Raw genomic sequence first — 15,293 nt, 5'->3', positions numbered from 1 at the left:
GAGGTAACGTATCGCCTGTGGCCGCTCACAGGGTGAATGGCCCTAAGGCCGCTCCCAGACATGCATCACATCGCCGCCCATTGGCCGCACGTCCCGCAGAACATAGCGCGGGGCCTCTTGCAGCTTTGCCAGCCCCAGGGCCCCAATGCCCGGCAACCCTTCGGCCCCGATCACCAGACCGGCGTTGAACCCAACCAACACATCCACCAGATCCGCCTCAATCAAGGACGCGGCAAGCGCCCCGCCGCCTTCGCAGAACACCCGCGTCATGCCCACACCGCCCAACTGGCGCAACACATCCGCCGGATCTAGCTGCATACCCCTGACCGCGCAGGGCAGCAGATGCGCGCCAAGATCTTTCCAGGTGTGGATCAACGTCTTGTCCGCATCCGCGCCATGGCACAGATAAACCGGAACCTGCCCTGCGGTCTGTGCCAGCTGGCTCATCAGGGGCACATCCAAGCGGCGCGAAATCACAACGCGGGCAGGCTGATGTTTGGCCCCCATGTGCCGCACGGTCAGGCACTGGATCATCCTTGCGGGCCGTCCCGCCGCCGACCATCACCGCATCATGGCGCATCCGCATTCCGTGCACGGCGCGCCGCGCCTCGGGGCCGGTAATCCACTGGCTTTCGCCGGTGCCGGTCGCAATCCGCCCGTCAAAGGAATTCGCCAGCTTCAGCGTGACCAACGGGCGGCCCAACTCAAGCCTGCTGAAAAAGCCCGCGTGATCCCGCGCAGCCGCCTCCGCCCCCGTGCCCACCGACACGTCAATGCCTGCCGCCTGCAGCATGGCGATGCCGCCGCCATCCACACGCGGGTCCGCATCCGTCACAGCCACAACAACGCGCGCCACCTGGGCCGCGATCAAGGCCTCAGCGCAGGGCGGTGTTTTGCCATGATGGGCGCAGGGTTCCAGCGTCACATAGGCGGTTGCACCTGCGGCGGCCACTCCGGCCTGCGCCAGCGCTTCGACCTCGGCATGGGGGCACCCACCGGGCTGGGTCCAGCCACGGCCCAAGATGCGCCCGTCCTTGACGATGACACAGCCCACCGACGGGTTGGGCCATGTCGTACCCTGTCCACGCCGCCCCAAAGACAGGGCCAGCGCCATAAACCGGGCGTCGTCGATCACTCTTCTATTGGGGTATCAGGGCGCAGTTCTTGAACGAATTTGTCAAAGTCATCCGCCGCCTGGAAGTTCTTGTAAACACTGGCAAAACGCACATAGGCCACCGTGTCGATCCGGGCCAGCGCTTCCATAACAATCTCACCGATCTGCTTGGATTGAATGTCTGTCTCACCCATGCTTTCCAACCGCCGTACAATCCCGCTGATCATCTGATCAATGCGTTCAGGATCAATCGGGCGTTTCTGCATGGAGATGCGGATGGAGCGTTCCAGCTTGTCGCGGTCGAAATCTTCGCGTTTGCCGGTGGATTTGATCACCACCAGATCGCGCAACTGTACCCGTTCATAGGTGGTAAAGCGCCCGCCACAGGCCGGACAGAACCGGCGCCGCCGGATGGAGACATGATCCTCTGCAGGACGCGAGTCTTTCACTTGCGTGTCGATGTTTCCGCAAAATGGGCAGCGCATGTGCTTCTCCCTCTCTTTCCGCCGTGCTTGGTGGGGCCAAAGGCCCTGTTCCCTAGACTTATAGGAGACCCGCGAGGTTTTGGGTAGGGTTGAAATGCAAACCTATATCTTGTGGCCAAATCCTGGCCAGGCCCGCGCGAAAAAGAGGTTTGGGAACGAAACAATTGGCGTGCTGGACAACCACCCTCGCTGGCCGTTCAGCGCCCCTGCACCTGCCGCCCAAACCCGCATACCGCCGTCTTAGCCCGCAAAATGCGCGGCAATCTCGCGCCGGTGCGGCGCGTCGCGATGCTCAAAGACGTAAATCCCCTGCCAGGTGCCCAGACGCATCTGCCCTGCCTGCACCGGAATGCTCAGATGGATCGGCAGCATCGCCGCTTTGATATGCGCCGGCATGTCATCCGGCCCCTCCTGCCGGTGGGTGATATAGCCCATCGACGGATCATGTGTTGGTGGCACAAGCCGTTGATAAAACGCCAAAAGATCCACCTGAACATCTGGGTCCGCGTTCTCTTGGATCAACAGCGAAGCCGAGGTGTGGCGGATCATCAACGTCACCAACCCATCGCCCTGCCCGCGCAGCCAGCGTGCGACATCTGCGGTGATTTCGTAAAGGCCCTGGCCCTGGGTCTGGCATGTAAAACTCGTCTGCATGGCGCGATCTTGCCCGCCCTCGCGGCCAGGGGGCAAGCGCTACTTTGTGGAGCGGGTGAACGCATCCCGGCAATAGCGGCGGGCCTGCACGGATTTCAGCATCACGCCCGGATCATCCACAGTTAGCGTCAACCGCGCGCCCGTTTCAGCGGGCAGCCCAGCATTGCTGAGCGAAAAGACCACGCCCTTGCGGCCCGGTGCGCTGACGCTGGGAGCCTCTGCCCGCTTTACATAGATCGGGGTCAGCTCTGATTTGCCGCTGCGCCGCTCCACAAATGTGGCGGCCCCGCACCAATATTCGGCCGCGCCAAAGTTGATCCCTGCAATCACCTCAAAATCCGCGCCCGACAGCGGGTTGATCACGATGGTGTCTTCCTCCCCCATGGTCGCGGCGGCTGCGATGGTGGGGGTCAGGGCGCAAACCAATGCCAGCACGTGATGTTTCATCGGTTGATCACCTTTGCGTCGGCACAAAAGGAATAGGCGTGATCGACAGACAGGTTGGCCCCCGCCCGCCGCAAAGACGCGCCCACGATGAACACCTCACCGGGTGGCAACCCTTGTGCATCCAGCGTGAACCGCACAGGTCCCCGTTGCCCCAGCCCCGGTGTGCGGCCCTCTGCGATATAGATCCGGTCGGTGCCTGCCGCCCCCAAGGCACGGCGCGCATAATCTGCCGCAGCACACCACATGCCGCGCGCGCCATGCCCCGCGTCGCCCTGCACGGCAAACCCATCCGCCTGGCCCACAACAGCCACCCGGTTTTCAGCACGAAATGTCGCGGCCTCTGCCATCAGCGGCAGGCAGGTTGCGGCAATGCCCAAAGCCATCTTAAAATGCATGTCCTAGCTCCCTCTCCGGCGCAGCAGAATGTCTTCCAGCTCAATCTGGTAGTCCTTACAGAACTGAACCGCATGATTGACGGGCAACCCAACGCCGGCCGTCCGCACGGTCACTGACAGCGATTGGCTGGGGGGCACGCCCAAACGGGCGGTGCTGGTGGTGAACACTACTCCCTTGCGCCCCGGTGCGGTGATGGCCGCCTGTCGCGGGCTTTTAACATAGATGCGCCGATCCGCCCCCTGCCCGCCGCGCGCCAACACATAATCCGCCGCCGCACACCACAGGCCCCGCGCGCCTTCGCCTCGGGCCTCAATCACTTCAAAGTCACCGCCCTGCAATGGCATCACAACCAGCTGGTTCACCGCACGATACCCCTGCGCCGCCGCCAGCCCGGGCAAGAGCCCCAACACCAAAGCCGAAAGAAAAATCCGCATCACGTCTCTCCTGTTCCTGATACGAAAATAGGGGCGCTTTGGATCAGGTCAAAATCACGAGGCTGTGGGAGGCGGCCTTATGCGCATCACAACCCTGCGCGCTTTAGCACCCTATGCGCTTTAAAACCTTGCGCGCTTCAAAGCCCTTGCCGCATCAAAAAAGCCGCCCCGAATGGAGCGGCTCTTTCAAAATTCTAATCCTGCGCCCTACTGATCCAGGAACGAGCGTAGCTTGCGGCTGCGGCTTGGGTGCTTGAGCTTACGCAGCGCTTTCGCCTCAATCTGGCGGATACGTTCGCGCGTCACGCTGAACTGCTGACCCACCTCTTCCAGCGTGTGGTCGGTGTTCATCCCGATGCCAAAACGCATCCGCAGCACGCGCTCTTCGCGCGGGGTGAGGCTTGCCAAGACGCGGGTGGTGGTTTCTTTGAGGTTTTCCTGAATGGCGCTGTCGAGCGGCAGCACAGCATTCTTGTCCTCAATGAAGTCGCCCAGCTGGCTGTCTTCCTCGTCCCCAATCGGCGTCTCAAGAGAGATCGGCTCCTTGGCGATCTTCATCACCTTGCGCACTTTCTCCAAAGGCATCTGCAGCTTTTCTGCCAATTCCTCTGGCGTCGGCTCACGGCCGATCTCATGCAGCATCTGCCGGCCTGTGCGCACCAGCTTGTTGATCGTCTCGATCATGTGCACTGGAATACGGATGGTGCGCGCCTGATCCGCGATGGAACGGGTGATCGCCTGCCGGATCCACCAGGTCGCATAGGTGGAGAATTTATAGCCACGGCGGTATTCAAACTTGTCCACCGCCTTCATCAGGCCAATGTTACCTTCCTGAATGAGATCAAGGAATTGCAGGCCACGGTTGGTGTATTTCTTGGCAATCGAGATCACCAAGCGCAGGTTCGCCTCAACCATTTCTTTCTTGGCCTGGCGCGCCTCTTTTTCGCCCTTCTGAACCTGCTGCACGATGCGGCGGAATTCTGAGATATCAAGGCCCACATACTGGCCCACCTGCGCCATGTCAGCGCGCAGGTTTTCCACCTTTTCGCTGGAGCGTTCGATGAACATTTGCCAACCGCGCCCGGGCTTTTCGGCCATCCGCTCCATCCAATTGGGATCAAGCTCATAGCCCCGGTAGGCTTCGACAAATTCCTTGCGGTTGATGCGCGCCTGGTCGGCAAGCTTCACCATGGAGCTGTCGATCTGCATGATGCGGCGGTTGATGCCGTAAAGCTGGTCGATCAACGCTTCAATACGGTTGTTGTGCAGATGAAGATCGTTCACCAAAGCCACGATTTCACTGCGCAACTTCTGGTATTTGCCTTCTTCCTTTTCTGAGAATGAGCCATCCTCGTTCAGGGTTGCCGAAATCCGGCTGTCCTGCATCTCACTCAGTTTGGCATAGTCATCCGCAATGATGTCGAGCGCTTCAAGAACCTGAGGTTTAAGCGCCGCCTCCATTGCAGCCAACGACATGTTGGCCTGTTCGTCATCATCATCATCGTCGTCGGTGGTGATGGGGTTGCCGTCGGCATCCAGCTCTTGCTTGGCCTCAGCAGGTTTGTTTTCAGCAGGGGCTGCCCCCGGCGCGGGCACCACCGGTGTGGTTTCCTCGTCTTCGCCCATCTGGTTGCCAAAGGTGGCCTCCAGATCAATCACATCGCGCAGCAGAATGTCTTCGGACAGAAGTTCGTCGCGCCAGATGGTGATCGCACTGGAAGGTCAGCGGGCTTTCACACAGGCCCGCAATCATCGTGTTGCGACCGGCCTCAATCCGCTTGGCAATCGCGATCTCGCCTTCGCGGGACAACAGCTCAACCGATCCCATCTCGCGCAGGTACATGCGCACCGGATCGTCCGTGCGGTCCAGCTTTTCGGCCGTGCCCGAGGACAGCGCAACTTCCTTGTTGCTGTCTGTCGTCGTCAGCTCGGTTGAGCCCTTTTGCTCTTCCTCTTCGGCCTCTTCATCTTCGATGATGTTGATGCCCATCTCAGACAGCATCGACATAACATCTTCGATTTGCTCAGAACTGACCTGATCAGGAGGCAGAACGGTGTTGAGCTGATCATAGGTGATATAGCCCTTTTCACGGGCCTCCGAGATCATCTTTTTGACAGCAGCCTGAGACATGTCCAGCGAATGACCGCTGTCTGCATCGTCCCGTTTTGCGTCTTCGTTCGTGTCCTTAGCGGCCATAGGGTCCCTCCAGCGCGAGCGCGCGAATCAATCAGGTGATTCGAATTGTCAGATCATGGGGTGTTCGCCCTGATTCTAAAACCCGATATCCTGCTTTTTCCTAAAGTATCTGCCAAAAGGTCACGGGTTTTTGCCGCGCCCTTTGGTCTTGCTGAAATCAATCGTACTCAGCAGCGTGTCCCAAGCGCTGCGTTCGTCTTTGCTGATGTGCGCGCCGTTGTCGCCCACATCATACTCTGCCGTGTCTTCCTGACCCGACCGTTTGGCCATTTCCGCGGCGCGCGCCGCTTCTGAAAGCCGCCACGTCACACCTTCATCGGCCACGCCGCTCAGATCCTCAACCGCTTCTGCGATCTCTGCATCCAACCCTCTTGCTGCTTCCAGCTTTGCCAATTCCTCCGCTACGGTAAGGCTGGCCATCTCTGTATCACCTGGTTTGCGCACGCAGGGCGTAATGGCCACATGGCGCTGGGTCAGCAGGTTTTCAAGGGCATCTGGCCCCAACGCACGGTCTATTTCCGCGCGCAACACCTCCGCGCCTTCAGGGCCAAAGCGCAACAGCACGTCGCGCAGGCCCCGATGCAAGGGGTCTCTGCAGGCCATGGCATCAAGCCCGCTTTCGAATTCCTCGATGATCTGCGGCGATGTGGCCAAGGCCGCCAGAATGACGCCTTCGCGCAGATGCTCGGTGCTGGCGGCATCCGATGCTGCGGCCAGCACCGAAGATTTCGTGCTGGGCAAGGGCGCTTTGGCCGCCCACTGCCCGCCCCGGCCCCGTGCGCCAGCCTGCGGACCGCCGCGCTGCGGGCGGAACAGCTGCCAGCGTAAGTCTTTGATTTCCTGACCGTAATGGCTGCGGATCGATGGGTCTTTGATCAGCGTGATCTTTTCACGCAGCGCTTTGTCCAGCGCTGCTTTCCGTTCAGGGCTGTCAAACACGCGACCCTCGGTTTCGCGCTGCCACAACAGCTGCACCATGGGCACCGCGCCGTCGATCAGCTTTTGAAACGCCTCGCGGCCCGCTGATTTGAGCAGATCGTCAGGGTCCTGCCCTTCGGGCATCATCGCAAAACGCAGGCTGCGTCCGGCCTCCAACAGCGGCAGCGCCAGGTCAATCAGCCGCAATGCCGCGCGTTGGCCTGCGGTGTCACCGTCCAGGGTGATGATCGGCTCTGGGTCAATCCGCCACAGCATCTGCAACTGGTTTTCCGTGATCGCCGTGCCCAAAGGGGCCACCGCCGCCTCAAACCCGGCCCCATGCAGGGCAATCACATCCATATAGCCTTCGGCCACCAAGAGCGTCTGCCCCTTGCCAGCAGCACTGCGCGCCTCTTTGACGTTGTAAAGGCTGCGGCCTTTGTCAAACAGCTCCGTCTCGGGTGAATTAAGGTATTTGGCGTTGTCGTTGGGGTCCATCGCCCGCCCGCCAAAGGCAATCGCGCGCCCGCGTGCATCCCGGATCGGGAACATGATGCGGCCCCGGAAAGTGTCATAAGGCTTGCCCCCTTGCTGGAGGGTTTGGCCAGCCCCGCGCCCAGGATCATCTCATCGGGGATGTTTTTGCCCTTCAACGCGTCCCACAGCCCCTGCCAGCTGTCCGGGGCAAAGCCAATTTCCCAATGATCCTGCGCCGCCCCAGACAGGCCGCGCCGGTCCAGATAGGCCCGCGCCTCTGCCGCCGCACCGGTTTTCAGCTGCAACCGGAACCACCGCACGGCCAGTTCCATCACCTCGGCCAGGTCTTTACGCTTGTCATCTTTCTCAGCCGCGCGCGGATCGCGGGCTGGCATCGTCATACCTGCCTCTTGCGCCAGGATTTCCACGGCTTCCATGAAGCTTACGTTTTCCGTCTCACGCACAAAGCTGATGGCATCGCCTTTGGCATGGCACCCAAAGCAATAGTAATAGCCCTTGCGGTCATCGACGTGAAAGCTGGCGGTTTTTTCGTGATGAAAAGGGCAAGGCGCCCACATGTCGCCCTTGCCCTGGTTGGACTTGCGCGCGTCCCATATCACCTTGCGCCCGACAACCTGAGACAGGCTGGATCGGTTGCGCAATTCGTCCAAAAATCCGGGTGGCAGGCTCATGCCGTATTATATTGACCCGCGTGGATCAGAGTCCAGCAAGTCAGTTCGCCAAACAGACCTGTTCCCACAGCGCACCCTGATCGCTCTTTTTCAGATCGCGGCGTTTCAGCTTATAGATCTCGCCGGTGAACATCGGCACGACCTTGTTGTATTTCTCAGGCCAGGTGGCGTCAGCAATCACATGCTCGCTTGCGCGCTTTTCGGGCACCCGGTCCAGCTTGGCCTGCACCACGGCGCTGACGATGGCCCCTTGGTGGGCGCAATCCTCTTGCTTGGCCGCATCCGCCGCCCAAACCGGGCTGCTCAGGCCCAGGGCCACCACCACTGTCATCACACTTAACTGCCGCATCTCAGGCTCCACTTGTTCAGAATCTCAAGCGCCAGTTTAGCCGCGCGCCGCAACCGCCGCCATAGCCCCTTTGACATCATGCACCAAGGTGCCCGCCATGGAGCGGAACACCATGATCATGAAATGATCCGGCCCCAGCTTGGTGAGTGAGCCGTGCATATGCATCAGCGGCGCGCGCAGGGTATGGCCGCGTTTGAATACACCGTCGCGCAGGTCAACCGGCACCAGACGCGCCAAAACCTCAACGGCAGCCGGCCCCTTTAGGCTGACCACCGCCCAAGCGTCGGTTTGATCCACCACCGCACCATGTGGGGCCATGCTGGGATCAGGCTCTGGCCCAATCAACAATGCCTCACGCAAACCAAACCAAATGCAGCGCGCGCCGTCTTTCCCGGTGCTGCGGTTGGCTTTGGGCAGGGCCATGCCGTGGGCTTTCTCCAACGCCGCAGACATCTTGGCGGGATCGCCTTGCGCCGACAGCGATGTGATCGCCCCCACCGACATCTCTTCCAGTGTCACGCCGCCCACCGTCACGGGCAGCAGCCCCGCACAGGGGGATGTTTCTTTCAACTCAACCACGCACACGCTCCCCCTCAGGATCAAGGAATACCGGCGAACAGACCTCAACCTCGGTCTCAATCCCCCGCATGTGATCCACTATGCGGATCACTTCGCCCATCCGCTCAGGACCGCGCGACAAAAAGCCCAGGCCAATCATCGTACCCAACGCGGGCGAAAAGCCGACAGAGGAGACATGTCCTTGATAATTCACCCGAACCGCCTCTGCGCCCCGGTCAAACAAATGCGCACCACCGGTCAGCTCTTTGGCCTCGCCCGCAGGTTTCAGGCCCACCAATTGCGGGCGTGCGGGGTCCACCAGCCCAGGCCGCGCCGCCATCGTTTTGCCGATGCAGTCTTTCTTGGCTGAAATCATCCGCGCCATGCCGATGTCAAAGGCCGTCGCCCGCCCTTCGATCTCTGCATGGGTGATGAACCCTTTCTCAATGCGCAGCACATTCAGTGCTTCCATCCCGTAAGGCCCGCCGCCCATCTCCTTGGACCGCTTGACCAACGCGTCCCACAGGCTGGCCCCAAAACGTGCTGGCACCGCCACTTCATAGGCATGCTCACCGGAAAAGGAGATGCGGAACAGCCGCCCCGCAACCCCGCCAATGCCAACAGCGCCGCAGGCCATAAACGGCCAGCTGTCCCCATCAATGGGCTGGTCCAGCAGCCCATTCAACAGCGCCCGCGATTGGGGGCCCGCCACGGCAAACTGCGCCCATTGCTCGGTCACAGAGGTGAAAGACACCTGCCATTCAGGATGCAAGGCCTGGGTGACAAACTCCAAATGCCGCATCACCTGCCCTGCCGCGGCTGTGGTGGTGGTCATCAGATAGTGCGTCTCGCCCAGCCGCGCAGTCGTGCCGTCATCCATGACATGGCCATCCTCGCGCAGCATCAGCCCATAGCGCACCCGCCCCACTTTGAGGGTGGAGAACATGTTGGTATAGACAAAATCCAGCAGCTTGGCCGCATCCGGCCCCTGAATGTCGATCTTGCCCAGGGTTGAGACGTCACAAACCCCAACGCTGCCCCGGACATAGCCCACCTCCCGGTCACAAGACTGCCGCCAGGTCGTCTCTCCGGCCTGCGGGAAATCGCTGGGCCTGTACCACAGCCCCGCCTCAATCATCGGCGCGCCGCTCTCCACGGTCTGCTTGTGCGAGGTCGTCCAGCGCTCCGGGGCAAAGCCATGCCCCTGCCCGCTTGACCCCATCGCCGCAATGGATACGGGCACAAAAGGCGGGCGGAAGGTGGTTGTTCCGGTCTCAGGAATGCCGCGCCCGGTGGCATCGGCCAAGATCGCCAGTGCGGCAACGTTGGAGTTCTTGCCCTGATCGGTGGCCATCCCCTGCGTGGTATAGCGCTTCATATGCTCCACAGAGCGGAAGTTCTCGACCGCCGCCTGTTTGACGTCCTTGACGGAGACATCGTTCTGGAAATCAAGCCAGGCACGTCCCTTGCCCGCAACCGCCCAAAGCGGTGCCAAATGATAGGGCGCGTCCTCCGCCTCCGGCACCACCACGTCAGTGGTTTTCTTGCCCAGCGCGGCCAAGGCCGCCTGCGCGGCGGCAACGCCCTGTTGCAAACAGTCTTGGGTCGAAAACGCGCCATTGCAGGCCCCCGCAGGGGTCATGCCGGGCACCGCACCATCGGTCGGCACAAAGGCCTGAATGTCCGCACGCCAGCTTGGCCGCCCGCCCAGATGACAGGTCATATGCACCGTCGGGTTCCACCCGCCAGAGACCGCCAGGCAATCAACCTGCAAGGCATCCTCGCCCGTGGGCGTGCGCAGCGTGATCGCTTCCAACGCCTTGCGCCCGCCCGCATTGCAGACCTGCGCGCCCCGGATCACCTGACCGTCAAAACCCGCCACCTCAACATCCGCACGGCTGTCGATCAGCGCCACCACATGCACGCCAGCCTCTGACAGATCACGCGCGGTGCGGTGGGCATTGTCATTGTTGCCAAAGACCGCCACGCGTTTGCCCGGTGCCACGCCCCAACGGTTCAGATAGGCCCGCACCGCGCCGGCGGTCATCACCCCAGGCCGGTCATTGTTCTGAAACGCAATCGGCCGCTCAATGGCCCCTGCGGCCAAAACGCTTTGCTTGGCCGCGATCCGCCAGAAACACTCCAGCGGCGCGCCGGGTGCATCCCGGTGCCGGCTCACCCGCTCTACTGCGCCAAAGGTGCCGCCATCATAAACGCCCGTCACCGTGGTGCGCGTCATCAGCCGCACGTTCTCCATCTCCGACAGCTCAGCCACAACGCTCGCCGCCCAATCGGACCCCGCTTGGCCCCCAACCTCTTCCACTTCCGCATTGAGACGCCCGCCCAACAGGCTGTCCTCATCGGCCAGGATCACATCCGCCCCGCCCCGTGCCGCCGAAAGCGCCGCCATCAGCCCCGCAGGCCCGCCCCCGATCACCAGCACATCGCAGAACGCAAAGGCCTGCTCATAGACATCTGCGTTGTTCTGCCCGCTCAGCGCGCCCAATCCCGCCGCTTTGCGGATGATCGGCTCATAAACCGCCTCCCAGAACCGTTTCGGCCACATGAAAGTCTTGTAATAAAACCCCGCCCCCAGAAACGGGGCCGCTAGGTCATTCACCGCCATCACGTCAAACTCAAGCGACGGCCAGGCGTTCTGAGACCGCGCCTGCAGCCCTTCATAGACCTCCTGCACCGTCGCGCGCACATTGGGGTCCTGGCCCGCACCGCGCCCTGTCGTAATGAGCGCATTGGGCTCTTCGCTGCCCGCCGTTAACACGCCGCGCGGCCGGTGATACTTAAACGACCGCCCCATCAACCTGACCCCATTGGCCAGCAAAGCCGAGGCCACCGTATCCCCTGCAAACCCGCGATAAGAGGTGCCATCAAAGGAAAAACTCACCGGCTTGCTGCGGTCGATCAAGCCCTTGCCCGCAACCCTCATGCTGTCCCCTCCGCCGCAACATCCCGCGCCAATGCCACGCCTGATATCTCATGCGTGCGCGTGTCCCGCGTCACCACCAGCCAAGCGCCACAGCCGCCCTCATGCTGCCACAGCTCCCGGGTTTCGCCCGCCGGATTGTCGCGCAAATGCAAATAGCTGTCCCAGGCCTCGACCCCCGCCTCCGGGTCAGGCCGCGCCACCATCACCGCCGCACCTTGATAGTAAAACTCCCGCCGGTCGCGGTCCCCACACAAAGGACATCTGATCCTCACGCCACTTCTCCTACCTGGGCGCACCGCCCCCGCTTCATCTTTCCACTAAAACTCATCACCAGCCCTCCCCGCGCGCTAGTGCAAGTTATGCTGAGACCCGGTGGCCTCTTCATCCATCAACCCCGCACCGGTGCGGAACCGGTCCATCCGGAACGCCGCCGCGGCCTCATGGGGCTGGCCCGTGGCCATCAAATGCGCAAAGCTATGCCCCGATCCCGGCACCGCCTTAAACCCGCCGTAACACCAGCCACAGTTGATAAAGAGCCCCTCGGTATCGGTTTTGTCGATCATCGGCGAGCCGTCGGGCGTCATATCCATGATCCCGCCCCAGGATCGCAACACCTTGGCCTTGCCGATCATCGGCATCAAGGTCATGCCCGCCTCCATGACATGCTCCATCATCGGCAAATTGCCGCGGGCCGCATAAGAGGCGTAGAAGTCCAGATCACCGCCAAAAACCAGCCCGCCCTTGTCTGACTGGCTGATATAGAAATGCCCCATCCCGAAACTGACCACATGATCAATCACCGGCTTCAGCCCTTCGGTGACAAAGGCCTGCAACACATGGCTCTCAATCGGCAGGCGCATCCCCGCCATCGCCGCCACCTGGGAGGAGCGTCCAGCGACGACAATCCCCACCTTCTTGGCCCGAATGGGCCCGCGTGAGGTTTGCACGCCCCTAACCACACCGTTCTCAATATCAATGCCCGTCACTTCGCACTGCTGGATCAAATCCACCCCGCGCTGATCAGCGCCCCGCGCATAACCCCAGGCCACCGCATCATGGCGCGCAGAGCCGCCGCGCCGGTGCAGCAACCCGCCATAGATCGGAAACCGCGTGTTGGAGAAATCCAGATAGGGCAACAGCCGCCGCACCCCTTCGGTGTCCAAAAGCTCTGCGTCATCGCCCTGATTGGCCATCATGTTGCCACGCCGCGCAAAGGCATCGCGCTGCCCGTCAGAATGACACAGCATCAAAACCCCGCGCTGGGACATCATCGCGTTGTAATTGAGGTCTTGTTCCAACCCTTCCCACAGCTTGAGCGAATGCGAATAGAACTGCGAATTGCCTTCCAACCCATAGTTGGCGCGCACAATCGTGGTGTTGCGCCCCACATTGCCACCCCCCAGATAGCCCTTCTCCAGGACCGCCACATTGGTGATGCCGTGCTCTTTGGCCAGGTAATAAGCGGTCGACAGGCCGTGCCCGCCCCCGCCAATGATCACCACATCATACTCGGCCTTGGGTTCGGGATCACGCCAATGCGGCGTCCAGCCCTTGTTGCCGGTCAACCCTTCCTTCAACAGGCGAAGCCCTGAAAACCGCATGTGCCATCCCCTCTGGTTCGTGCCCGTATCTAGACACGCCCGCGCAGGACTATCAACGCACCAAAGCTCTCCTCTTGCGGCACCGCGTCAAAAGCTGGCCTTGATGCGACAGATGGCGCTTAAATTTCCGCCTGTTGCGCCAAGGCCTTCATCAGCGCCAGATAGGGGGCCGGGCCGTGGCTGATGCGGGCCACACCGGCCTCTGCCAGCGCTTGGATGGGCAGGTTTGGGTCCATGCGCATCACATTTACGGGGAGCGGCTGGGCGGCACAGATCTCAGCGATCACCGCCAGATCTGTGAGGCCCGGTAAAAATAAGCCATCCGCGCCCGCATCCGCATAGGCCGCAGCGCGCGCTAACGCCGCGTCCAGCAGCGCTTTGGGGCTGCCCTCTGACCCACCAAAGAACACGTCTGTGCGCGCGTTGATGAAAAACGGCACCGCTGCATCCTCCGCCGCGCTGCGGATCGCAGCGATGCGGGCGGCGTGATCGGCGATGGCGTGCAGTCCCTCGCGGCCCAGCTTGCGGTCTTCAAAGTTCAGCCCCACAGCGCCCGTTTCGATCAACGCCGCCGCGTTATCGCCAACCGCCACCGGATCTTCGGCGTACCCACCCTCAAAATCCACCGTCACCGGCACCGACACGGCCCCCACCACCTGACGGGCTGAGCGTAGCGCATCTGCCATCGGCAGCGCCTGCCCATCGGCAAACCCCTGCGCTGCCGCCACAGACCAGCTGCCCGTGGCAATGGCAGCGGCACCCGCGTCCGCCACCGCCTTGGCTGATCCCGCGTCCCAGATGTTCCACAACACCAACGGGCTGCCTTTGACATGCAGCGCTGCAAAATCCTGCGCCCGCTGAACCTGATCACGCATGTTTCGTCTCCTTGGGTTTGCGGGCATAGGCCCGTTCAATGTCAATCAACGCCTGTTTGCGCCACAGCCCACCGCCGTATCCGGTCAGGGCACCATCCGCCCCCAGCACCCGGTGACAGGGGATTGCAATGGCGATGGGGTTGGCCCCGTTGGCCCGCGCCACCGCACGCACCGCATCGGGGCGCCCCGCAGCACGCGCGAGGGCCGCGTAACTCAGCGTCTCACCTGCTGGCACCTGCCGCAGGGCCTGCCATACCTCTTGCATGAAAGGCGTGCCTAAAGGGGCCAGCCGCGTCTCAAACCGGGCCGCACGGCCTGCCATGAAATCCGCCAGCTCCCGCTCAATCTGATCGGTCGGCGCGGTGCGGCCAAAGCCCAGCGATCCTTTGGCGTGCGCGAAAAGTCGTTTCAGCTCAGCAGGCAACGCTTTGCGCTCTGCAAACTCCAACAGATGCAGCGCATGGGCATCGCTTACCGCGATCATCACTCCCAGCGGCGTTTCAATCCAATCGGCGCGCAGCAGCGCATTCGTCTTTGCAAACTTGCCGGGAGCCAGCCCCAACCACTTGCCAAAAGCCGCGCGAAAGGCACCGGGGCTGTCGTATCCGGCCGCCAGTTGCGCATCAATCACACGCGCGCCTTCGGGCATGGTGGCGGCGGCCGTGCGCAACCGCGTTAGCCGCGCCATCTCCAGAAACGTCATGCCAAAATGCCGCTTGAATACGCGCCGCACGGTTGAGGGATCCGCCCCCATCTGTGCCACATCAGCCTCGCGCCAGACACGGGCGGGTGCATCGCGCAGAGCGGCCAGCAACCGGGCCACCACCGGATCCGCTTCAGCCGCCGGGGCCATGGGATGGCATTTCAGACAGGCGCGAAACCCCGCCTCAATGCAGCCGCCGATGCTGTCAAAGAACACACAGTTTTCCCGCTTGGGCTTGCGCGCCGAACAGGTCAGCCGGCAGAACACCCCGGTGGAGGTCACACCCACATAGGCGCGCCCCTCAAACCCCGCGTCGCGGGCCAAGAGTGCGGCATAAAGCGTGTCATCATCTGGCAGGTCAAACATCATGCCCGCTTCATAGCCAGCCTGCGCGGGGCTGTCCGCCTCAGATCGGGCGTCTATTCAAGAAAAGCAAAATTCGTGTGCGC

Annotated in this window: 12 protein-coding genes and 3 pseudogenes; all 15 read right to left on the bottom strand. The window is 61.9% G+C overall.

Going from position 1 to position 15,293, the window contains the following annotated elements; genetic code table 11:
- Positions 1-42 precede the first annotated feature (42 nt).
- Positions 43-1,114 (bottom strand): annotated as a pseudogene (gene ribD / locus ACZ1HM_RS07765) (bifunctional diaminohydroxyphosphoribosylaminopyrimidine deaminase/5-amino-6-(5-phosphoribosylamino)uracil reductase RibD).
- Positions 1,115-1,131: 17 nt separating this feature from the next.
- Positions 1,132-1,599, bottom strand: a complete 468-nt coding sequence (nrdR, locus tag ACZ1HM_RS07760) for a transcriptional regulator NrdR (RefSeq protein ID WP_472742271.1) — start codon at positions 1,597-1,599, stop codon at positions 1,132-1,134.
- A gap of 240 nt (positions 1,600-1,839) precedes the next feature.
- Entirely contained in the window at positions 1,840-2,253 is a 414-nt protein-coding gene (locus ACZ1HM_RS07755) for a secondary thiamine-phosphate synthase enzyme YjbQ (protein ID WP_472742270.1), read from the bottom strand.
- A gap of 39 nt (positions 2,254-2,292) precedes the next feature.
- The gene (locus ACZ1HM_RS07750; RefSeq protein ID WP_472742269.1) at positions 2,293-2,700 is read right to left on the bottom strand and encodes a hypothetical protein; all 408 of its coding nucleotides are present in this window, start codon (positions 2,698-2,700) and stop codon (positions 2,293-2,295) included.
- The gene (locus ACZ1HM_RS07745; RefSeq protein ID WP_472742268.1) at positions 2,697-3,095 is read right to left on the bottom strand and encodes a hypothetical protein; all 399 of its coding nucleotides are present in this window, start codon (positions 3,093-3,095) and stop codon (positions 2,697-2,699) included. The genes ACZ1HM_RS07750 and ACZ1HM_RS07745 overlap by 4 nt, the downstream gene beginning before the upstream one ends.
- Positions 3,096-3,098: 3 nt before the next feature.
- Complete coding sequence (locus ACZ1HM_RS07740; RefSeq protein WP_472742267.1) at positions 3,099-3,530, bottom strand: hypothetical protein; 432 nt, start codon at positions 3,528-3,530, stop codon at positions 3,099-3,101.
- Positions 3,531-3,737: 207 nt separating this feature from the next.
- A pseudogene (rpoD, locus tag ACZ1HM_RS07735) lies at positions 3,738-5,727 on the bottom strand (RNA polymerase sigma factor RpoD).
- 120 nt (positions 5,728-5,847) lie between these two features.
- Positions 5,848-7,814 (bottom strand): annotated as a pseudogene (gene dnaG / locus ACZ1HM_RS07730) (DNA primase).
- Positions 7,815-7,854: 40 nt separating this feature from the next.
- Entirely contained in the window at positions 7,855-8,163 is a 309-nt protein-coding gene (locus ACZ1HM_RS07725) for a hypothetical protein (RefSeq protein WP_472742266.1), read from the bottom strand.
- Between the two features lie 36 nt (positions 8,164-8,199).
- Positions 8,200-8,742: a sarcosine oxidase subunit gamma gene (locus tag ACZ1HM_RS07720; RefSeq protein ID WP_472742265.1), complete on the bottom strand. Its 543-nt coding sequence runs from the start codon at positions 8,740-8,742 to the stop codon at positions 8,200-8,202.
- Positions 8,735-11,665 (bottom strand): sarcosine oxidase subunit alpha family protein, encoded by a 2,931-nt coding sequence (locus ACZ1HM_RS07715; protein WP_472742264.1) that lies wholly within the window; start codon positions 11,663-11,665, stop codon positions 8,735-8,737. The genes ACZ1HM_RS07720 and ACZ1HM_RS07715 overlap by 8 nt, the downstream gene beginning before the upstream one ends.
- A complete protein-coding gene (locus ACZ1HM_RS07710; protein ID WP_472742263.1) occupies positions 11,662-11,937 on the bottom strand; it encodes a sarcosine oxidase subunit delta in 276 nt (91 codons plus the stop codon). The genes ACZ1HM_RS07715 and ACZ1HM_RS07710 overlap by 4 nt, the downstream gene beginning before the upstream one ends.
- 75 nt (positions 11,938-12,012) lie before the next feature.
- Positions 12,013-13,266: a sarcosine oxidase subunit beta family protein gene (locus ACZ1HM_RS07705; protein ID WP_472742262.1), complete on the bottom strand. Its 1,254-nt coding sequence runs from the start codon at positions 13,264-13,266 to the stop codon at positions 12,013-12,015.
- A gap of 119 nt (positions 13,267-13,385) precedes the next feature.
- Positions 13,386-14,141, bottom strand: coding sequence for an isocitrate lyase/PEP mutase family protein (locus ACZ1HM_RS07700; protein ID WP_472742261.1), 756 nt, complete (start codon positions 14,139-14,141; stop codon positions 13,386-13,388).
- Positions 14,134-15,213: a bifunctional transcriptional activator/DNA repair enzyme AdaA gene (locus tag ACZ1HM_RS07695; protein WP_472742260.1), complete on the bottom strand. Its 1,080-nt coding sequence runs from the start codon at positions 15,211-15,213 to the stop codon at positions 14,134-14,136. The genes ACZ1HM_RS07700 and ACZ1HM_RS07695 overlap by 8 nt, the downstream gene beginning before the upstream one ends.
- Between the last annotated feature and the right edge of the window lie 80 nt (positions 15,214-15,293).

Source organism: Sulfitobacter sp. GN1-4, assembly GCF_055693825.1.
Note: the sequence above shows the minus strand (reverse complement) of the source record. Positions and strands in the feature narration are given on the sequence as shown.

Excerpts from the sequence above, each read along its gene's own strand:
- nrdR (WP_472742271.1), bottom strand. The coding sequence starts at position 1,599 with ATGCGCTGCCCATTTTGCGGAAACATCGACACGCAAGTGAAAGACTCG.
- ACZ1HM_RS07755 (WP_472742270.1), bottom strand. The coding sequence starts at position 2,253 with ATGCAGACGAGTTTTACATGCCAGACCCAGGGCCAGGGCCTTTACGAA.
- ACZ1HM_RS07750 (WP_472742269.1), bottom strand. The coding sequence starts at position 2,700 with ATGAAACATCACGTGCTGGCATTGGTTTGCGCCCTGACCCCCACCATC.
- ACZ1HM_RS07745 (WP_472742268.1), bottom strand. The coding sequence starts at position 3,095 with ATGCATTTTAAGATGGCTTTGGGCATTGCCGCAACCTGCCTGCCGCTG.
- ACZ1HM_RS07740 (WP_472742267.1), bottom strand. The coding sequence starts at position 3,530 with ATGCGGATTTTTCTTTCGGCTTTGGTGTTGGGGCTCTTGCCCGGGCTG.
- ACZ1HM_RS07725 (WP_472742266.1), bottom strand. The coding sequence starts at position 8,163 with ATGCGGCAGTTAAGTGTGATGACAGTGGTGGTGGCCCTGGGCCTGAGC.
- ACZ1HM_RS07715 (WP_472742264.1), bottom strand. The coding sequence starts at position 11,665 with ATGAGGGTTGCGGGCAAGGGCTTGATCGACCGCAGCAAGCCGGTGAGT.
- ACZ1HM_RS07705 (WP_472742262.1), bottom strand. The coding sequence starts at position 13,266 with ATGCGGTTTTCAGGGCTTCGCCTGTTGAAGGAAGGGTTGACCGGCAAC.
- ACZ1HM_RS07700 (WP_472742261.1), bottom strand. The coding sequence starts at position 14,141 with ATGCGTGATCAGGTTCAGCGGGCGCAGGATTTTGCAGCGCTGCATGTC.
- ACZ1HM_RS07695 (WP_472742260.1), bottom strand. The coding sequence starts at position 15,213 with ATGATGTTTGACCTGCCAGATGATGACACGCTTTATGCCGCACTCTTG.